Origin of the sequence: Desulfosporosinus acididurans (assembly GCF_001029285.1) — a bacterium.
In the GTDB taxonomy this organism is placed as follows: Bacteria; Bacillota; Desulfitobacteriia; order Desulfitobacteriales; family Desulfitobacteriaceae; genus Desulfosporosinus; species Desulfosporosinus acididurans.
Genome location: NZ_LDZY01000006.1, coordinates 76431 through 96561 on the forward strand (window position 1 = coordinate 76431; position 20131 = coordinate 96561).

The 20131-nt window shown below is 44.3% G+C and carries 16 protein-coding genes and 1 riboswitch; of the genes, 2 read left to right on the top strand and 14 right to left on the bottom strand.

Features of this window, described 5'->3' with window-relative positions; genetic code table 11:
- Window positions 1-181 precede the first annotated feature (181 nt).
- The 3 genes from urtA to DEAC_RS09680 form a co-directional block, all read right to left on the bottom strand.
- Entirely contained in the window at window positions 182-1444 is a 1263-nt protein-coding gene (gene urtA / locus DEAC_RS09670; protein WP_047809858.1) for an urea ABC transporter substrate-binding protein, read from the bottom strand.
- 243 nt (window positions 1445-1687) lie between these two features.
- Window positions 1688-2770 (bottom strand): response regulator, encoded by a 1083-nt coding sequence (locus DEAC_RS09675; RefSeq protein ID WP_047809859.1) that lies wholly within the window; start codon window positions 2768-2770, stop codon window positions 1688-1690.
- A gap of 17 nt (window positions 2771-2787) precedes the next feature.
- Window positions 2788-5502, bottom strand: coding sequence for a hybrid sensor histidine kinase/response regulator (locus DEAC_RS09680; RefSeq protein ID WP_242847117.1), 2715 nt, complete (start codon window positions 5500-5502; stop codon window positions 2788-2790).
- A gap of 252 nt (window positions 5503-5754) precedes the next feature.
- Here DEAC_RS09680 and DEAC_RS09685 point away from each other — a divergent pair, with 252 nt between their 5' ends.
- A complete protein-coding gene (locus tag DEAC_RS09685; RefSeq protein WP_047810045.1) occupies window positions 5755-6825 on the top strand; it encodes a response regulator in 1071 nt (356 codons plus the stop codon).
- A gap of 443 nt (window positions 6826-7268) precedes the next feature.
- Here DEAC_RS09685 and DEAC_RS09695 read toward each other — a convergent pair whose 3' ends face one another.
- The 10 genes from DEAC_RS09695 to DEAC_RS09740 form a co-directional block, all read right to left on the bottom strand.
- Window positions 7269-8624 (bottom strand): aspartate aminotransferase family protein, encoded by a 1356-nt coding sequence (locus tag DEAC_RS09695; protein ID WP_047809862.1) that lies wholly within the window; start codon window positions 8622-8624, stop codon window positions 7269-7271.
- A 54-nt stretch (window positions 8625-8678) separates the two neighbouring features.
- Window positions 8679-9809: an iron-containing alcohol dehydrogenase gene (locus DEAC_RS09700; protein ID WP_047810046.1), complete on the bottom strand. Its 1131-nt coding sequence runs from the start codon at window positions 9807-9809 to the stop codon at window positions 8679-8681.
- 154 nt (window positions 9810-9963) lie between these two features.
- Window positions 9964-11319, bottom strand: coding sequence for a putrescine aminotransferase (locus DEAC_RS09705; RefSeq protein ID WP_047809863.1), 1356 nt, complete (start codon window positions 11317-11319; stop codon window positions 9964-9966).
- A gap of 33 nt (window positions 11320-11352) precedes the next feature.
- On the bottom strand, window positions 11353-12831 hold the full coding sequence (locus tag DEAC_RS09710) for an aldehyde dehydrogenase family protein (protein ID WP_047809864.1): 1479 nt from the start codon (window positions 12829-12831) through the stop codon (window positions 11353-11355).
- A 101-nt stretch (window positions 12832-12932) separates the two neighbouring features.
- Complete coding sequence (locus DEAC_RS09715) at window positions 12933-13574, bottom strand: ABC transporter permease (RefSeq protein WP_345788160.1); 642 nt, start codon at window positions 13572-13574, stop codon at window positions 12933-12935.
- Window positions 13575-13751: 177 nt separating this feature from the next.
- The gene (locus DEAC_RS09720) at window positions 13752-14630 is read right to left on the bottom strand and encodes an ABC transporter permease (protein WP_047809866.1); all 879 of its coding nucleotides are present in this window, start codon (window positions 14628-14630) and stop codon (window positions 13752-13754) included.
- Window positions 14627-15760 (bottom strand): ABC transporter ATP-binding protein, encoded by a 1134-nt coding sequence (locus tag DEAC_RS09725; RefSeq protein WP_047809867.1) that lies wholly within the window; start codon window positions 15758-15760, stop codon window positions 14627-14629. The genes DEAC_RS09720 and DEAC_RS09725 overlap by 4 nt, the downstream gene beginning before the upstream one ends.
- A 29-nt stretch (window positions 15761-15789) precedes the next feature.
- On the bottom strand, window positions 15790-16128 hold the full coding sequence (locus DEAC_RS09730; RefSeq protein WP_047809868.1) for a P-II family nitrogen regulator: 339 nt from the start codon (window positions 16126-16128) through the stop codon (window positions 15790-15792).
- Window positions 16129-16174: 46 nt separating this feature from the next.
- On the bottom strand, window positions 16175-17242 hold the full coding sequence (locus DEAC_RS09735; protein WP_047809869.1) for an ABC transporter substrate-binding protein: 1068 nt from the start codon (window positions 17240-17242) through the stop codon (window positions 16175-16177).
- A 280-nt stretch (window positions 17243-17522) separates the two neighbouring features.
- Window positions 17523-18110: a cytidylate kinase-like family protein gene (locus DEAC_RS09740; protein WP_047809870.1), complete on the bottom strand. Its 588-nt coding sequence runs from the start codon at window positions 18108-18110 to the stop codon at window positions 17523-17525.
- Between the two features lie 294 nt (window positions 18111-18404).
- Between DEAC_RS09740 and DEAC_RS09745 the strand changes: the two genes are divergently transcribed.
- Window positions 18405-19526, top strand: coding sequence for a PucR family transcriptional regulator (locus DEAC_RS09745; RefSeq protein ID WP_047809871.1), 1122 nt, complete (start codon window positions 18405-18407; stop codon window positions 19524-19526).
- A gap of 1 nt (window position 19527) precedes the next feature.
- Here the strand turns inward: DEAC_RS09745 and DEAC_RS09750 are convergent, their stop codons facing one another.
- Window positions 19528-19731, bottom strand: coding sequence for an adenine deaminase C-terminal domain-containing protein (locus DEAC_RS09750; protein WP_047809872.1), 204 nt, complete (start codon window positions 19729-19731; stop codon window positions 19528-19530).
- A gap of 262 nt (window positions 19732-19993) precedes the next feature.
- Window positions 19994-20105: riboswitch (TPP riboswitch) on the top strand.
- Window positions 20106-20131 lie beyond the last annotated feature (26 nt).

The following is a 20131-nucleotide window of genomic DNA, read 5'->3' on the forward strand; positions in this document are numbered from 1 at the left end:
CACCACCTTCTTCATACTTTTAGAAGTATAAGTGCAACTAGACGTTCACCCTCACCAGAGACTCACAAGCGCGAAGGCAGTGTCTTCGGACGCCTGCCAAGTTTTCTTATAAGGTTGGGGTTTAACGGCGGAGGACGATAAGCCTGCACCGTTAAACCAACATTTAAGAGAATGAATTCTTCTAATTGCTGAGCCCTTTAGCCCAAGGATAGGATTTCAGATAAGGATCCGGTTTGACCGCCTTGCCGGTGCTCCAAATCTCTTTAATCGAGCCGTCGGCGGCAACCTCACCTATTCTTACAGTTTTCCATAGATGTTGATTTTCGCCCTCGATTTTAACCTGGCCTTCCGGTGCCTGGAATTCAATTCCTTTGGCAGCCTGCCGCACCTTATCCACATCGGTGGAGCCTGCTTTCTTGACAGCCGCAGCCCATAAATACACGGCATCATAAGCTGCTTCAATCGGATCATCAGTTACACGGTCAGCCCCATATTTGGCTTGGTATTTCTTCACGAATTCTTTATTCTCCGGGGTATCGGTTGTTTGATAGTAGTTCCAGGAAACCAGTTGCCCAGCCATATTGGCGGCGCCAATACCACGGACTTCTTCCTCAGCGACACTTACTGAAAGGGTTGTCAGGTCTTTAGAAGTGATCCCCGCATCCTTAAGCTGCTTGAAGAACGCAACGTTGCTGTCGCCATTCAAAGTATTGAAAACAACATCTGGTTTTGTGGCTTTAATTTTGTTAATGATGGTACTATAGTCGGTGAACCCAAGTGGTGTGTATTCTTCATCAACCACTTCGCCGCCTAAATCTTTAAGCTGGGCTTTAATAATCTTGTTAGCGGTTCTGGGGAATACATAATCCGATCCCAGCAGGAAGAATTTCTTGCCTTTATTTTTGAACAGCCACTCTACCGCCGGAACGATCTGCTGATTAGGCGCAGCTCCGGTATAGAAAATGTTGGGAGATGATTCCATTCCTTCATATTGAACAGGATACCAAAGTAAGCCATTGTTTTCTTCGAATACAGGCAATACTGCTTTGCGGCTGGCTGAGGTCCAGCAGCCGAAGACAGTCGCCACCTTATCTTGCTGCAACAGTTTCTTGGCCTTTTCAGCGAAAGTAGGCCAGTCTGAAGCGCCGTCTTCCACCACCGGCTCGATTTTTTTGCCTAATACTCCACCCGCCGCGTTAATCTCGTCAATCGCCATCATTTCCGCATCTTTGACCGACACTTCACTAATAGCCATCGTTCCGCTTAAGGAATGAAGAATTCCAACTTTAATTGTGTTACCTGAAGTGTTCCCTGAACTTGTAGTTGCCGCCGGTTGACTAGTTTGAGCGGCTCCACAGCCTGTTAGCAGTAATCCGGCAACAAGTGTCAGGGAAATTACTCCCGTTAGGCGTTTTTTTAGTTGCGTCGCTAAAATCTTTTTCATATCTTCCATCCTCCCCTTGAGCTAAGACAGCATGATTGGCCTTGATCAATGCTGATGAGTTGCGATAGCGCTATCGAACCAAGCAAAAAGGCGCTGTAAAAAATGTCTTCTCTACCTCGTAAGGTACAGAACATTTTTCTCAGCGCCTTTGCCAGTTAAACTATATTCATTTTTGCATTTATCCAAGAGAAATCAAACCTTACAAAACAGCTTTTTTCACCCTAAAAAAGCGGTAAAAAAATTTCACCCTCCCAGCTTTCGAAACTGTAAAGGAGTAAAACCGGTGTGATTCTTAAATAGTCGGCAAAAATAATCCGGACTGCTGTAGCCAAGTTTTTCACTCACTTCATAATTCTTATACTTGCCGGTTCCAAGCAAGTGCTTGGCATATTCCATTTTGACCTTTGTAGAGTAATCATTAAAGTTCACTCCGATTTTTTGTTTAAAAACCTTCCCTAGATAGTCTTTGCTCACGTGGACCTCATGGGCAATTGACTCAAGGGTAAGATCATCGCCTAGATGGTCAATTAAGTATTGGCAGGCTTTTCTGAGCATACTGTCTCTCTGATGAAGCTCATATTTCTTTATCACATTGACCAACTCTTTAATGCGGTCCAGAAACTCCGATTTCAGCGCACTCAAAGAATGGGTATCCTGAAGGACATGGTCAAGAGCCTCGTTTTCAACCTTCTGGAGCCAGGAATATTCCTGGAGTATGGTTCCGGTTAAGTTTAAAAGCATGATCTCCAGTAACTTTGCCGTTTTAAACAGGTCTTGATCCAGTAACTTACTTAAATCCGCAAAAGCCATTTCCGCTTCAGTCAATGCTCCCCAATTTCCTTGGAGGATAAAATCTGCAATTCGCTCTTCTCGATTTTTAGGGTAAAAAAGAGTCAGGCTTTCTTCAATCAGCCTGTGTTCTTCCTCAGCCCTTATTCTTTGTTGGTTTCTTTCCTCCAAATAGTCTTTCGTTCTTTGTAAAGCCTCGCTGAGAATCTCATCCTCCAGAGGTTTAGTCATATAATCAAAGGCCCCTAAGCGTATTCCTTGTTTGGCATATTCAAAATCGCTGTGCGTACTCAGCAAAATGGTGCAAATATCCCATTTCCGCTCCCGCAGTTCGCTGAGAAACTCTATCCCGTCCATCCCCGGCATCCTTATATCGGTTATGACAAGATCAATTTGACAATTTTCTAGTTTTCGCAAGGCTTCTTTACCGTCACAAGCCTCTTCTTGCATTTGAAATCCATAATCCGCCCAATTTTTATATCTCCTTAACATGTACCTTACGGCTTTATCATCATCAACAATTAAGACTTTAAACACTTGCCTGACCTCCTTGTCTAGGCTGTCGGGGCCGCACTATTTTGAGTTAAAACTTTCTTTAGCAGAACTGCGGCCTCTTCAAAATTATACGTGAAAATTGCTTCACTCAGTTGGTTATAGTCCTGGCTACTCAACTCTGACTTCAGAAAAGACCGACAAACTGTAAACATAGTTGTCGCTTCAGCGTCCCCCTCTTCCAGAAGCTTAAGGAGTCTAGCCGGCTCGTTATAAGCAGTTTTATCGCCTACAGATCTTACAGAAAACCCCTCTCCTTCCGGAGGAGAGTCGGCAACAAATTGGGCAGCAGCTTTCAGAGTTGCCGCCAAGACTTTGGCAAACCGACTTATTTCTTGAGCCATCATCTCTTCATTCTGACTGCCTAGGACATTTTCCAAACCCAGGGATACTTCCTTCAGTTTATTCGCTCCAATCGTTGCGGAAATCCCTTTAAGTGTGTGGAGCAACAGCTCGGCTCCAGCAACATCACCCTTTGTCAAAAGCAGATTGAATTGATCATGGTCATTTTTATGGTTAGCCAGGAATCTCTCCAGGATATGCTTATAGCCTTCCCACTTGCCTTGTAAGCGCGACAGAGCACTTTTAAAATCTATCCATGTATTCGAATTATCTTCTTCTATTACGGCTTGTTCCGTCAATCCGCTCGATTCAATCGATTCAGTTGATCCTTGGTACAGAAAGTTTCTTAACTCTTCAATCAGTTTCCCAGGGTTTAGGGGCTTCGTTAAGTAGCCGCTCATTCCTGCCGATTTGGCCCTTTCAGCAACCCCCTCAACAGCATCTGCCGATAAGGCGATAACCGGCGGAGCATCTATACCCTTAAGTTCTAAGATACGCCGGGCCGTTTCATAGCCATCCATTTCGGGCATTCGAATATCCATCAAAATGACATCATAACGGGTTCTTGCGACCAGGGATACTGCATCAAAACCGCTCTGAGCTGTGTCAACTTCAAACCCAAGGTTTTCGAGAATCTCTTGGGTCATTTGTAAATTTATCTGATTATCCTCCGTCAAAAGAAGTTTTTTAGCAGCAAAAAGCCGCGAGTTTAGTTTTTCGCTTTGAGAAGATGCCGCTACATAACCGGCGATTTCTAATTTTGCCGTAAACCAAAAGGTTGATCCTTTTCCCGTTCTACTATGGACACTAATTTCCCCCTCCATGAGGCTGACAATTTTTTTGCATATAGCCAGCCCTAAGCCGGTTCCCCCATACTTTCGGGAAGTAGAGGCATCCCCTTGGGTAAATACCTCAAACAAATGCTTCATTTGTTCCTCAGGTATGCCTACTCCAGTGTCTGAAATACTAAAACGAAGGTAAACCTGGCTGCCGCCGCTTTTTATACCTTCAACTAAAACTTCCAATTTTCCCTTGTCCGTAAACTTAATTCCATTGGATAAGAGATTTAAAAGAACTTGCTTGAGTCTTGTCACATCCCCTTTTACATAGCGCGGAACATCCCCTTGTATTTCACAGTGAAAACTTAAGCCTTTGTGCTGAGCTTCAAGTTCAAACAAACTGCATATCTCCCTGACTGTCTCGTATAGGTTGAATTCCACAACTTCGAGAATCATCCGACCGGCTTCAATCTTAGAAAAATCAAGAATTTCATTAATAATCCCCAATAGGCTCTTAGCTGCCATATTTACATTTTGCAGATATTGTTTCTGTTTGAGCGTAAATTCGGTATGATCAAGTAAATAGAGATAGCCGATAATTGTATTCAGCGGCGTCCTTATCTCATGACTCATATTGGCCAAAAATTCACTTTTAGCATTATTAGCTTTTTCGGCTTCTTCTTTAGCAGTTTTCATTTTTTCTTCGGCGTGTTTTCGCTTGACTAATTCCTCCTGAAAGGACCGGTATAAGTCATTAAAGGTATTGGCAAGCAATCTGAGTTCCAGGGAGCCTTCCGCCAACAAGCTGAAGTTTTCCTTGTTAAAGGAAAATACTTTTAACAATTCGGTATAATTCCTGATGGGAAACGTCACCTGTGTAAAGAGAATTCGCAGCAATACCGCGACCGCACCAATAATAATAACTGCCAAGATTGCCTGCAGGATCGCTGCCCTTTGGGTGGCATTCCGGGCACTTTCCAATTCTGCTTCCAAGCGGGTATTCATAATCTGCTGAAATTTGTCGATGGGGTCCATAATGCTCCGCTTGTCGGCATCGTATTTAGCATCAAACATGATGTCCCGTGCCTTAGCCAGCTTTTCCTCAGCACTCAGCTTTTGATCTTCGGCGCTTAAACTGTAGGAAACCACTTCTGGCGGCATTTGCGTCTCCGGTTCCTGCAAAGCATTAAGTACAAGCCGCATGGAATGTCTTTCCGTGTTCACCAGGGCATCTGAATTCTTTTTCGCCTCAGCCAACAAGGCCATTTCTTCACTGGGAGAGTGTAGTTCCGCCAGCCGAGAGATTACATGATCCCGTGTTTTGGTAACGTTGATCTCCTCCCAGTATTTGTTCATATGAGTCTTATCATTGGTTACCGCATACTTACGCGCTTCATCCGTTAAATAATCCGAAGCATTGGCTAAATCAATGCCCAGTTGTTTAAATTCTGTTCTTCTTTTTTCGGCATTCTGTTCATCTTTAATGCTTGAACTCATGTAAACAACACTGCTTCCCAGCAAGATCGCAATAAGAAAAAAGATTCCTACCATTAAGGCACTAATTGTCGATTGTTTGATGATAATTTTCGATGGCATTTGACTCATCTCCAATAAAAAAAGCAACGAAGCGAGTTTGATCCTTCAAACAGGCTCCGTTGCCTTAATACCCAATAGATTAAATGTATTATATAATAGAATTAAACCCTAAGCAAGGGCCGCTTTAGCCTCTAACTTGTTTTACCCGCTCGAACTTGCCTTATTCGTTATCACTTGTTTTAGCAGAACCCTTCCTTTAGAATTTTACTATGAAATCAATTGGAGCTGGTCTTTTTGAATTTTACCCAAGCAATGAATCAACCAGAAATCCTCCTGGTGGACGATACACCGGAACATATTGAAACGGCTGTAATGATGCTGCGGGAAAGCAACTTTAAAGTGCGCATCGCTACCAAAGGGAGTACTGCTTTTAAGTTAATTGAGCAGCATCCTCCGGATCTTATCCTCTTAGATGTCTATATGCCGGAAATGGATGGCTTCGACATCTGCCGAATTCTTAAAACCGAAAGTGATTTTAACTATATTCCCATTATTTTTCTGACATCCAGCAATGATGCGGAAAGTATTAAAAAAGGATTTGAACTCGGTGCCCAGGATTATGTCGTTAAGCCTTTTAATACTTCAGAACTTCTTGCTCGAGTCCATACCCATATCAAGCTTAAAAAGCAAACAGAATCCTTGCTCAAATCAAATCAAGAACTGGATAGTTTTTGCTATACCGTTGCTCATGACTTAAAAGCTCCGCTGCTCTCCCTCAGAAAACTCACAGAATACCTGGCTTTAGACTACTCAACTCTACTGGATAACGATGGCCTGGAACTAATTGATACCATTCAGCAAAAGTCGCAGGAAGTTGTCAAACTTGTTGACCATTTACTTGAGCTCTCAAGAATGAGTGAAATGCCGATGAACATCGAACCTATTAATTTAGAGCAATTATTCAGGAAAGTTTACGACGAGCTCATCAATCTTGAGCCTCCAAGAAATGTAAATCTTAGGATTAATTATATCCCCTTCATTCAAGGTGACCCAGTCATGATCAAACTTCTCGTTATCAATATTCTCTCCAATGCTTTAAAATACACTCGCATTCGCAAAGATGCTTGTATTGATATCTCATCTTCAGAAAATGAGACTGAATATATCATCTCTGTCAGAGACAATGGTGCGGGCTTTGATATGCGTTATGCTTCACGGTTATTTAGCGTCTTTCAGAGACTCCATTCGCAAAATGAATTCGAAGGCTCCGGTGTCGGTCTGGCCATCGTCCAAAAAATTCTTAAGAGACATCATGGTTTAGCCTGGATGACAGGAAAGGTTGATGAAGGCGCAACGTTTTACTTCAGTTTGCCCAAAACCTAAGTGAACTCGCTTACGCTAAAGCTGAACATTGGGGCTTCAGATACAATAATGTCCAATGGACATTATTGCCGAGCGGCCTTTCCCAATAGGAATACTTAACGGCGAAGGAGGACTCTATCCCACCTGAAGTTTTCGAAGGCCCCACCCCCACTTGTAGCCTCAAGCTTGACCGCCGTATTTGCTGCCCATAAAATTCATATTACAAAATTTGATGTTGTTATTATCTCTTTCTCTAAAACAATGACATATTCTTACACATTCCGGACATCGGAAATACATATAGGTACTACCGTCGTGAAACGTATGAACGCCTTTCAGCTCAGAATTGCTAATCTTAATTTTATTGTTACAATGTTGACACTTGATTTCATAAATAACTTCCATACCTTTACTCCTATCTTTGACTGGCATACCCTGTTTCCCAGTTCAAAAGGATAGCAAATTCAATTCGATCTGCATTTCTCAATGGCTGACTCTAAGATTTGCAATCCGCTTTCGAGCTGAGCATCAGTAACAACCAGTGGACACAAAAATCTTATGACATTTGCATAAATTCCCGCACTTTCTATGATCAAGCCGTTTGATGCCGCACACTTCACAATATCCGAAACCAATTTGGGATTAGGATTTTTACTCTTTTTATCGGTAACGAATTCAATGCCCATCATACAACCTATACCTCTTACGTCGCCAACCTCTTCATATTGCTCTTGCCACAGGTTAAATTTTTCCTTACATTTTTCAGCAATATCCAAAGCACGTTCACACAGGTTATCCCGCTCAATTATTTCTATAACTTTTAGGGCAGAGGCGCAGGCAAGAGGGTTTCCGCCGAAAGTACCTCCGATAATACTGCTCTTAACACCGTCAAAAATTTGGGCACTGGCTGTAACGGCGCTAAGTGGAATTCCGCCGGCAATAGATTTTGCAGTTGTAATAATGTCTGGAGCATAACCAGCCTCAGCCCAGTAGTTTGAAACAAACATCTTACCCGAACGAGCAAAGCCCGTTTGAACTTCATCGGCAATCATTAGTATGCCGTTTTCATCACATAGTTTTCTGATCGCCTTGACCCACTCTAAAGGTGCAGGAATAAAGCCACCCTCTCCCTGCACAGGCTCGATAACAACTGCAGCCACATATTCCGGCGGTGATGCTTCTTCAAATACTTTTTTAAATTTATCCGCATAATAAGCAATCTTCTCTTCTTCTGTATATCCTTGCGGTCCTCTAAAGAGATAGGGGAATTCTGCACGGTATACCCCATCTGGGAATGGACCAATACCGGAGGAATAAGCCTTTTTGGAAGTCATAGCAGAAGCAAGCAGAGTCCTGCCATGAAAAGCGCCCGAAAATACGATAATATTAGGCCGCTTTGTATAAGACTTAGCAATTTTAACGGCATTTTCAACAGCTTCTGCGCCGGAGTTTACAAACATTGTCTTTCTCTTTTCACCTTTGACGGGGATAATTTGGTTCATTTTTTCTGCCAGCTTAATATATCCTTCATGAGTCACTATGTTCATCATAGCATGGAAATATTTATCGGATTGTTCTTTGACAGCCTCAATTAATTCAGGATGACTGTACCCTATATTCAGTACACCTACTCCTCCCACCCAATCAAGAAAAATATTACCATCCACATCTTCCAACATTGCACCTTCTCCTCTGCTGATTACGCAGGGATAAACACAGTTTATGGCATTTGGAACGGCTTTCCCTCTCCTTTCGATGATTGCTTGGGCCTTCGGGCCCGGCAAAGGTGTATTTATTGTTGGCAAAGCATTTCTAAGCATATAAATTATCTCCTTAACTATAAAATTTAGAAATATGAAAAAGGAACATTTTCTTTATATGGCTTTCCGGTATATCCGTTTGATATCTTCCAAACTAAAGACAACCGGATGATTGGCGATACCGGCTGCAGAAACTTTCAGGCAATTTTCCGCCATCCAATCCACATCTTCCAGAGTAATTCCTTGCTCGCCCAGGGTCGTTGCTAAATCAATTTTAGTAAGAAATTCTCTAATTTTCGGTACACAGTCCTTTTCATCCTTGCCACCTAAAAGTTTGGAAATGATAGCAAATTTCTCAGGTGCACCACTGATTGATTCTTCAAAAATTACTGGGGCAAGGGCTGCTAGCCCCCTGCCATGAACAATATTTTTTAGACCGCTGGCAGGATGTTCCATTCCATGGGGTGCTGTAACTCCTGCTGTATTAATAACCATTCCGCCTAGTGTACTGGCGAAACACAGCTGCTCCCAGCTGTCAAGATCTGACGGATCATCATATACTTTACCCAGACTATGGGCACTGAGACGGATGCCTTCCAAAGCCTGCATTCTGGTCAACGGCTGCGCTAGAGAGGACAACCATCCTTCCATACTGTGACAAAGGGCATCAAAACCAACGCCAGCCAGGATGGATTTTGGCAGAGTAGTCATAAGCAGCGGATCAATTATGGAACAGGCAGGCACAATGGCCTTACAGCGCAAAGATTTTTTATCCATAGTTTCCGGATTGGTCATTACGGCAAAACCGTTTCCTTCACTTCCCGTACCGCAAGTGGTCGGTATGGCAATCACAGGCAGGGCTTGATCACTGAATTTCCGGTCAAAAACATAGTCATTGATATCACCGCTGTTAACGGTTTGAAAGGCGATACCCTTCGCAGCGTCAATACTGCTGCCTCCACCTACGCCGATGATAACGTCGCAACCCTCCGCAGCTGCCAGTGCTGCCCCTTCGTAGATTGTGGTAGTCAAAGGATTCGGGGTGACCTTGTCAAATAAACAAAAGGAAACCTTGTTCTCTTGCAAAAGTGTTTCAATCTTATGCAAAAGGCCGGAGCGTTTGGTGCTGCTTCCGCCAGTGACGATCAGAGCACGCTTGCCCAGTGCGACCGCCTTTTTGCCTATGGTATCTGATTTTCCGCAGCCGAACACGAAATTAACCGGCAAATGGTATTGAAATTCCAACATAATTGATCCTCCAAAAGTGCGGGGAGAGAAGCTCAGCATCTCTCCCCATGATATTTCTGGTTTTGGTGCAAATCTGCTAAGATGTTCTCTTTCTCACATCGACCAAACCTTCCCTAAGATGATCGCACTTGCCTTAGGGGAGCGTAGACTATTAGAGCGAATCAATCTGCTTATCCGCTTCAGCAACTGCCTGCTCAAAGCGTTCGACAACGATGTCGAAATCCTTGTAAGAAGTGGTCGCTGCAGGCTCAAAGCGGATTACCTTAGAATTGTTGAGAGTTCCGGCTGTCATGACACGTCGTGCGAACATGCCTTTGGCCACGATATAGCCGATCTCTGATTTGGGGAACTCAACCCCAATCATCAAGCCAATACCGCGGATTTCAGTTAGAACGCGCGGATACTTGGCTTGGACTTCCTTTAGCTTTCTTATCAGATATTGACCTTTTTCTTTTGCCTGCTGCGGTATGTCATATTTGAGCATGAAGTTTATCGTGGCAATTGCCGCGGCGCAGGCCAGGGGATTGCCGCCGAAAGTTGGTGAACCAAGTATCCAAGGATTATCCTGGAGTTCCTGAGTCCACAGATGAGGGCGGGCTATAATGCCTGTGATGGGCATGATGCCTCCGCCGAAGGCCTTACCATAGGTCATGATATCAGGGGTTACCCCTTCTTCCTCGCAGCGAAACATAGAACCCGTCCGCCCCATGCCGGTCTGGATTTCATCAAAGATTAAACAGACCCCATATTCGTCACAGATCTGGCGAACCTCCCGAAGATAGCCTTGAGGCGGGAGGATAACACCGGCTTCGCCCTGGATCGGTTCAAGGATGACAGCCGCAACGTTCTCTCCCACAGCTGTGAGGTTTTTGATTGCTTTACGGATATCCGCTGCCACTCCATATTCCACGTGCTGCACCTGCTGCACTATCGGCAGATAGGGAATGCGGTAAGTACCCTTCCCCCCCATTGACAGAGCCCCCATTGATTTACCGTGGAAACCTCCGATGGTGGAGATATACCAGCGGCCGCCCGTGGCAATACGAGCGAGTTTAAGCGCCATCTCAACTGCTTCGGCACCGCCATTAGTGAAAAAGCAGTATTGCAAGTCGCCAGGGGTTATTTCCGCCATGGCTTTGGCAAGATAACCGCGCAGCGGATCAAGCAGTTCTTGGCTGTGCAATGCTTGCCGGTGAAGCTGTGCCTCCACCGCCTCTAAGATTTCCGGATTTCTATGACCGCACATATAAATACCAAACCCGCCTAAGCAATCAATGAATTCCTCACCGTAAACATCGTAGAAATAAGAGTCGTGATCCATCCACTCAACAAAGGCGGCATTCGTAGAAACCGATTTGCGGTATTTAAGCCAGCCGGGATTAACATAGTTGTTATAGTTTTCTATTGCATCTTCGACGATTCTTCCCTTATCTTCTTTACTGAGCTCGTGGCCGGTAATATAACCGAGTGCCCTGTCAAGTTCTTTTAGTGCCTGCTCTTTACTCATTCTAAACTCCTCTTTCCTTACCTCATGAATTTCTTATCGTTCTTTAAACCAACCGAGGGGAGACGGTTCGAGATTGATGTTAATCTGTTTCACCTCGGTATATTCCTCAAAACCAAAGGTGCCAAGTTCGCGACCCAAACCGCTCTGTTTGTAACCCCCCCATGGAGCTTCGTTATACGTTGGATTGTAAGCGTTGATCCAGGTAATACCTGCCCGCAGCTTTTTAATGACACGGAGTCCTTTAGCGCCATCTTGCGTAAAGACCCCGCCTGCCAGTCCATAAATCGTGTTGTTGGCCATGGAGATGGCTTCTTGTTCATCTTTGAATTTTTGGACAACCAACACCGGTCCGAAAATCTCCTCTTGAACAATGCGCATTTCTGGTGAGGTGTCGGTAAAAATCGTAGGTTCTACGAAGTATCCCTTTTCTAAACTGCTATCCAGAATTCGGTTTCCACCGCACACCAGCCTGGCACCTTCTTTTTTTCCCAGTTCTATGTAATCAAGTACCCGGTTTAGGTGCGTTTCACTGATCAAGGGACCCATTTCGACATCCTCCTCCAGCCCCGGCCCAACCTTGATTTGGTTGGTCCGCTCGACAAGCCTCTCCAGGAATTTGTCATGGATGCTCTCTTCAATTAGGAGCCTGGAGCCTGCGCTGCAAACCTCACCTTGGTTTACAAAGATGGCAAAAAGAGTCCAATCCACAGCTGCCTCCAGATCGGCATCAGCAAAAATGATATTCGGCGATTTACCGCCCAGTTCGAGGGAGATATTCTTAATGTTGCCTGTTGCAGCCATCATAATCGAACGTCCTGTCTTAGTACCGCCTGTAAAGGCGACTTTATCAATATCGCAATTGGCAGCAATCTCGTGCCCTACTGTATCCCCGGCACCCAGCACCAGGTTAGCAACCCCCTTGGGATAACCCACTGCGTCAATAAGTTCAAAAAGCCTGATAACTGTTAATGGTGTTAGCTCTGAAGGCTTAAAGACAACTGTGTTGCCTGCCGCGAGGGCCGGTGCTAATTTCCAGGCAGCCATCAACAGCGGATAATTCCAAGGAACGATCTGTCCGCAGACACCGATGGGCTCGCGAACAACCAAAGTCTGCATCGGGTCAGCTACATCGAAAGTCTGACCATGGGGCTTGGTGGCAAGACCGGCGTAATACCTAAAGCAAGCCACCGCGTCACTGACATCGCACTGAGCTTCACGCAAGGCTTTGCCGTTGTTCTGAGTTTCCAGCTTGGCAAATTCTTCCGTCCTCTTTTCCAGGGCGTCGGCGAGGGCAAACATAAATCTGGCGCGTTCACTTGGAGACGTCGCCATCCAGCCATCTTCATAAAAAGCCCTCTTTGCTGCAGCGACGGCAAGCTTCACATCTTCCGCAGCGCCTTCGGCTACGGTTGCCAGAACACTGGCGTCGGCTGGATTGATAACGTCTCGGGTCTTACCGTCAAGCGCCGGCACCCATTGACCGTCAATATACATTCTTTCGAAACTTTCCATGCATAAGCTCCTCTCTCGAAATTAATTTGCAGTTTATAATTATGTTTCTGGGATCATTAAATCTAGACGACTGCTGCACAACATATCGGGAAAGCATTTTGTCATCCAACCTGACCCTTTTTGGAAGTTTTGGCCTCGAAGGTTCGCATAAACACAAGTATTAAGAGCGTGATAAGGATAATCACAGTGACTAAGGCATTGATATCCGGCGAGACTCCGGTTTTGACCTTGTTGAAAATATAGATGGGCAGTGTCATGCTGTCCACACCGGTGGTAAAAAAGCTGACAATCACATCATCGAGGGATAGCGTAAGTGCCAGCATAGCACCGGCGAGAATTCCTGGGGCGATGATCGGCAGAGTAATGCGTAAAAGAGTATGCAGACGGGTAGCACCCAGGTCCATCGCAGCCTCTTCCACAGACATGTCGTAGCCGGCAATACGTGAACGCACCGTAACAACAACATAAGGCATCGAGAAGGTGACATGGGCAATAATCAGCGTCGTAATACCCAGACTAATATTTAGAATGTGGTAAAAGGCGAGCAAAGAGATGCCCATGACGATCTCGGGGATAACAATGGGGATATAGAGAAAGGAGTCGACAATACTTTTACCCCGAAATTCATAGCGAAACATTCCTATGGCGGCAAGAGTGCCAATAAAAACCGAGATGACGACGGTAGCGACGGCAACGATCGCTGTGTTTTCTAAGGCCGACATAAGATCCGTGTTCTGCAGCATAATGCCGTACCACTGGAGTGTGAATCCCTGAAAAACAATATTGAGCTTAGACGAATTAAACGAGAAAAAAACAATGATCGCAATGGGTAGATAGAGAAAGATATAGATCAGGGTCACAAAGGCCGCCGCCAGGAGCTTGGTTAATTGTTTGTTGCTTTGCTTCATAACCTTACCCCCTTACGTTATATTTTCGAGACTACCGCCGAAGTGCTTGTAGACTCTCATCAAGACGATAGTGAAGACAATCAGGAGAATCGATAGAGCTGCGCCAAAGGGCCAATCTCTCGCCGCAAGAAATTGGTTTCTAATAAGATTGCCAACGAGGACGGAATTGCCGCCGCCTAATAAGTCACTAATGAAGAAGTAACCAAGCGTCGGGATAAAGACTTGGATACAGCCGGCAAAAACACCCGGAACGGTGAGCGGGAGCGTCACCCGCCAAAAGGCTCGCCGCGGCTTGGCACCGAGATCGTTGGCGGCTTCCAGTAAAGAACGATCAAGTTTCTCGATTGAGCTGTAAAGCGGCAATACCATAAACGGAAACAGGGTATAGACCATTCCGACCATCACAGCTCCGTTTGTATAAAGCATCTGGAGTGGCTGAGAAATCAAGTGCGTTGATAGCAGCAGGGTGTTAAAGGTACCGTTCGTCCGCAGCAGAATTATCCAGCCATAGGTACGAATGAGTGAGTTAGTCCAAAAGGGCAGCATAATTAGGGAAAGCAGAATACTTTTGTTGCGGTCACTGGCTCTGGCAATGATATAAGCGAAAGGATAGCCTATTACCAGGCAGAGTACCGTGGTTGCCAGAGCAATGACAATGGAAACAAAAAAGATCTTCAGGTAAAGGGGATCATAGATCCGCAGGTAGTTTTCAAAATTGAAACTCGCAACGACTCCCCCATAAGTACCCTTTTTCATAAAGCTGATTACAAGGATATATACCAGGGGAGCGGCGACGAAAATTAGAAGCCAGAGGATAACCGGACCAACCATCAGGAAAAGGGGAATGCTTCGGGAAAAAGCCCTTCGCTTCTTAGGTGCGACTGTATTCATACACTCACCTCGATTTTCGGGACCTGCTCTATGAGATTATAGAGCGTTTCCTCATGGGTATGGAGAACAACGGTACTGTCCTTTTCCCAATAGACCCAAACGACCTCGCCTGGGGAAATCAGCGGTGTGCCAGCCAGCAGGCTCATTTTAAGTTCCTGACCATTAGGCAGTTCAATGATTGTCTTGATAATCGAACCTACATAGATATGCTCTTTGACAGTGCCCCTGATGTTGAAACCGGGCACAACGGCAGCTGAACATTTGAGCTTTTCAGGGCGTACTGAGATATAGACCATCTCGTCATGGCTGAACCCTGCTGCGCTGACCTCGGCGCTGCCAGTTTCAAAGATAACGTTGAGGTTGTCGCCGTCGACACTTCCAACCGAAGCCTCAAAAATATTCGATTCACCAATAAAATCTGCGACGAATTTCGTTGCCGGTTGATTATAGATCTTATCAGGCGGGCCGATCTGCTCCAAGATACCGCTGTTCATGACTGCGATGCGATCGCTCATGGTTAAGGACTCTTCCTGATCGTGGGTAACATAAACAAAGGTAATGCCCAGTTGGCGTTGGAGGTGCTTGAGTTCAACTTGCATCTGTTTGCGCAGTTTAAGATCCAACGCACCCAGTGGCTCATCAAGCAACAAAACCTTAGGTCGATTGACAAGTGCTCTGGCAATAGCCACACGCTGTTTCTGTCCGCCTGACAACTGGGAAGGCATCCGCTTCTCGTAGCCATCCATCTGCACTAAGGAAAGCATCTCGCCAACCCGCTGTCGGATTTCCTCTTTCTTGACTTTTTTCTCGGTTAGCCCAAAAGCAATATTGTCATAGATGTTCATATGAGGGAACAAGGCATAATTCTGGAACACAGTGTTGACATTACGCTGGTAGGGTGCCTTGTTCCCAACATCTTCACCTTCGATGATCACAGCGCCTGAGGTCACGGCTTCAAATCCGGCAATCATTCGCAAGGTTGTCGTCTTGCCACAGCCGGAAGGCCCGAGCATCGTTAAAAACTCACCCTCCCGTATCTGAAGGTTTAGGTTTTTGACGACCTTGTTAGCACCATAAAATTTATCCACATTGCGCAGTTCAACCATGACCTTATCAGATACTTGTGCCATGCGGGCACCTCCTTATTGCTTGTGTCGGTTTACAGAGTTTTCTCTCCTCTCTCTCCGGTTCGTATACGCATGACATCGCGGACATCGGAAATAAACACTTTGCCGTCTCCTACGTTACCCGTCGAGATTGTTTCGTGGAGCTCAGTAAGAATCTCCTCAACATCCTCATCTAAAACGACCGTCATCACCTGAACTTTAGGCAGTAAGTTTATCTCGAGGTTAAGTCCTTCAAACTCCTTGATTCTGCCCTTTTGGTGACCACAGCCCATAACGGCTGTAACTGTAAGGCCGATATAGTCGTGCTTAGCAAGGATTTTCTTTACATCGACGAGTTTCTCCGAACGAGTGATTATTTCAAGTTTTACCATCTTGTTTCCACTCCCTTTTCTGGTTTCGCTGTACCCGGTTGATTCATCAGCCCTTAAATTCTGTCCAGATTCTATCAAATTGGCTCAACGAGGCCCCTACATCGTTAAGAAGTTCGCTGCTTTTAATCTTGTCGAAGGGAATATTGCTGGCTGGGTTGTCAAGATAACTTTTCGCTAACAATGAATGGGCAGCTTTGTTGGGATTGGTATAGGGGTACTCGGCGGAAATTAATTTACTAACTTTCGGATCAAGGATGTAGTTAATGAACATCTCTGCTTCCTTTTCATGCTTGGTACCTTTAACGATACAGAGGTTATCAATAGTAAGCCCGGAAATTCCCTCTTTAGGCCAAACAATTTTGATATCCGGGTTCGATTTGATGGCCAGAGCAGCTTCGCCATTGTAGATGAGGCCAATAGAGCATTCTCCTGAAATCAAAGAGGTTTTAGGGCTGTCACTGTCAAATACCTTAATATTCGGTCTGAGCTTCTTTAACCAACGTTCAGCTTCTTGAAGATCATTTTCGTTGGTATCGTTGAGCGAGTGGCCTGTTGCGAGCAAGGCGGCTCCGATAATGGGCCGCTCATCGTCAACAACGACGATCTGGTTTTTGAACGAGGGATCAAGCAAATCGTTATAGCTGGTGATGGTCTTCGTCACCTTTTTAGTGTTGACCGCCAGAACAACCGGACTGGAAAGGTACGGAACTGTGTATTTATTTCCCGGGTCGTAATCACGGTTGAGAAAGCTGTCATCTATGTTTTGGAAATTCGGGATATTATCTTTGTTAATCGGCTGAATAAGATTTTGGGCTATCATGCCTTTAACAGCGTAATTACTGGGTACGACGACATCATACTGTGAGAGTCCGCCCGCTTGTAATTTAGCGATCATTTCCTCGTTAGAAGAGAAGTTGCTCATCTTGACTGTGATGCCATACTTCTTTTTGAAGGAATCGAGCACTGACTGCGGGGTATACTCAGTCCATTGAAAAAAATTAAGTTCTTTAGTATCGCTGCCGTCACTCGTAGTTTTACTGGAACCGCAGCCGCCGAGAGATACCACTCCAAACGTCAAGAGCACCACCATAACCAAGGATAAGATACGTTTCATGAAAATTCCTCCTTACTTTAATTTAAAATAATAGTTGTGTTAGTTGTCTCTTTATAAAAACTTAACAATAAAAACGGTTGTTAAGCCAACACCTATGTCAGGATAAAGAAAACTTAGCTGGCGCTAAGCCTCTGGCGAAAGCGGCAGGTTAGTTGCACTTATGCTAGAGGAAAGTATTTAACCGAAGGTTATACTTTCTGATAGTACAAGAAAAGAGGGTTGTCTCGCCTATAGCGAAACAACCCCATTGTTGTTTGTTGCATAATTTTTTGAGATCCTATTATTTCAAATTGAATCTCTTCCTTATAATTTCTACGAGCACATCACAGGTTCCCTCGACTCCCAGCAGACTGGAATCCAGCATTACATGCTTGAAGTCTTTATCTGACATAGAGTAGCCACAGTAGTGTTTGTGATATGCGTCCCTGGCTTTGTCTACAGCAGCAATCATTTTCTTTGCCTCGGCGGGTTGCATATCGAGCATCTCCACACAATTACAAAGTCTTGCGGTATACGGTGCATAGATAAATACATTAATAATCTCCGTACAATCTTTGAGAATATAATCTGAACACCGACCGACAATAATACACGGCCCTTTTTCCGCAAAATCCGTAATGATTTTTCGCTGAACAGCAAATATTTGATCCTGAATTTCGTTAGTCCCCATACCCAACGGGTAACTCATGTTGAAAAATGCAGAGTTTGCACTTTCTTCTTCATCACTTATGGTTGAAACCGGAAGATTCAGCTTCTTTGAAGTAAATTCCACGATCTCTCTGTCGTAATATTCGATGCCCAACGTTTCACTGACTTTGCGGGCAATTGGCCGACCTAGACTGCCAAACTGTCGTGCTATAGTAACCACAAATTTTTGTCCCGTAGTTAATCATCCCTTTGGAGAAATCTTGTTGTGTTTATGTTAGTATTTTAGCACAAATAAATTAAAATCCAATGGCTCCATGCTACAAATATTTCGTCTTCTTTTGTATTCCAAGTACAATTCATTAGCCCTTTGGGTAATCCTCTAGCATTTTGGGGAGACATTGGGCAGTATTCTATCTGAAGCCCCGATGTTCAGCTTTTGCGAAAGCGAGTTCGCTCTTTAATTAGTAATATTAGTATGATATACTCTAAAAAATCTGCCAAGGAGGTAAACCCTATGCGGACACAAGTAAAAACGTTATATGAGTCTGCAAGAACAAAATACATGCTGACCATCCTTGGTGGGCAAAACGGATTGAACAATGCTACTTCCTGGGTATATGTCACCGAAGATATTCAAACCGTTTCATTTTTAAAGGGTGGAGAGCTGGTTATTACCACAGGGCTTTTTACGCAAAACAACATTAATCTGTATCGCTTCATCCGTACGATCGCTTTGCACAATTGCAGCGGCATCGTGCTTAATGTAGGCAAGTATATTCATAAGGAAGATATTACTCCAGAAATTATTGAGTTTTGCAATATCAACGGATTTCCGCTCTTCACTATGCCTTGGGAGATACATTTAGTGGACATTTTACAGGATTTCTGCAAACTCCTTCTCTATGACAACAATTGGGAAAATCAACTCAGTGCAACTTTTCAGAACGCCATTAATCAGATGCCTGTACAAGACAATACTCTCCGCGCTCTAAATCAGTTTGGGTTCGAAACTACAGGAGATTACAGGGTTCTCGTAATCCGTAATTTAGCAGATACAACCATAATTACTTCACCGCTAAACAGCTACAGTCTGAAATATCACCTGTTCCAATATGACAATATGCACATTCTTGTCTATAATACGACGCAGAAACAGCTTTCCTTGGAAAGGGTTATTACACTGATTTGTTATTGTGACAGTATTATCCTGGGTATCAGTGACACGACACATTCCCTTGCCCAAATTAGTTTAAGCTACAAACGCGCTCGTTTTTCTCTGTCTGCTGCAGAATTCTACAAACGGCAGTGTGTGCGTTTTGATGAGCTTGGACTGCTTCAGATATTTTTCGGTTTATCTGATCCGAGTTTGCTGGAAACACTTTTTCTGCAGCATCTGGGGAAATTGGAAGAATACGATCGCGACCACGATTCAGATTACATGCACACGCTTCATATTTACCTCTTATCAGATTGCAGCCTGCTCGATACGGCATCCCGGCTGCACACGCATCGAAATACGATCGTCTACCGCCTTCGAAAAATTAAAGAAATCCTTAATATTGAGCTGGACAATTCTTCAATTAAATTTAATCTTATGACGTCCTTTTGTATTAAAGAATATTTTTCTATGTTGTAATTTATTGTTTATACCTTACTTTGATTAAGCCTTGGTCGCTAATTTTTAAGGATGGACTAACAGGAAGGGTGAGAGTGCTCAGCGACATAATTTCATTATGATGCATATAACCTAATTTCTTTAGAGCTTGTCTAACATCTTTTAACGTTTGGGCTAATATCTCTAGTGATTCTTCAGACAAAATACCACCGACCGGCAGTTCCAAGGCCGCAATGATTTCACCCTGTCAAACAAGATTATTATTCTATCCACAAAGATCTTATTTTTAAGAAGGTATCTTAAAGGCAATGATATATCTGATCCGCTACCGTTTACTCTAATAGAACTTGTGTTAGCCCTGCTAGTCCAGGTGAACAAAGTTGAGGCAACAATACCGGCGTGAGAAAGCTCAGTAGGTAACAAATTCAACAGTAATGTCTTGAACGTCATCAGAAAAAATGATATGCTCTTCGTAGAAAAAAGCCTTACAATTTCATAGAGGGAGCTTAAGGAAGTAAGCTGAGAGGGCAGTTGGTACCACTGCCGACCTTTGAACCTGATCTGGGTAATGCCAGCGGAGGGAAGTGATCTATTTTAATCGGTAATTAATCCGCTCATTTTCCTAA

Bases quoted from the DNA above. Each gene is read 5' to 3' on its own strand.
- urtA (WP_047809858.1), bottom strand. From the start codon at position 1,444: ATGAAAAAGATTTTAGCGACGCAACTAAAAAAACGCCTAACGGGAGTA.
- DEAC_RS09680 (WP_242847117.1), bottom strand. From the start codon at position 5,502: ATGCCATCGAAAATTATCATCAAACAATCGACAATTAGTGCCTTAATG.
- DEAC_RS09685 (WP_047810045.1), top strand. From the start codon at position 5,755: ATGAATCAACCAGAAATCCTCCTGGTGGACGATACACCGGAACATATT.
- DEAC_RS09695 (WP_047809862.1), bottom strand. From the start codon at position 8,624: ATGCTTAGAAATGCTTTGCCAACAATAAATACACCTTTGCCGGGCCCG.
- DEAC_RS09705 (WP_047809863.1), bottom strand. From the start codon at position 11,319: ATGAGTAAAGAGCAGGCACTAAAAGAACTTGACAGGGCACTCGGTTAT.
- DEAC_RS09710 (WP_047809864.1), bottom strand. From the start codon at position 12,831: ATGGAAAGTTTCGAAAGAATGTATATTGACGGTCAATGGGTGCCGGCG.
- DEAC_RS09715 (WP_345788160.1), bottom strand. From the start codon at position 13,574: ATGCTGCAGAACACGGATCTTATGTCGGCCTTAGAAAACACAGCGATC.
- DEAC_RS09720 (WP_047809866.1), bottom strand. From the start codon at position 14,630: ATGAATACAGTCGCACCTAAGAAGCGAAGGGCTTTTTCCCGAAGCATT.
- DEAC_RS09725 (WP_047809867.1), bottom strand. From the start codon at position 15,760: ATGGCACAAGTATCTGATAAGGTCATGGTTGAACTGCGCAATGTGGAT.
- DEAC_RS09730 (WP_047809868.1), bottom strand. From the start codon at position 16,128: ATGGTAAAACTTGAAATAATCACTCGTTCGGAGAAACTCGTCGATGTA.
- DEAC_RS09735 (WP_047809869.1), bottom strand. From the start codon at position 17,242: ATGAAACGTATCTTATCCTTGGTTATGGTGGTGCTCTTGACGTTTGGA.
- DEAC_RS09745 (WP_047809871.1), top strand. From the start codon at position 18,405: ATGCGGACACAAGTAAAAACGTTATATGAGTCTGCAAGAACAAAATAC.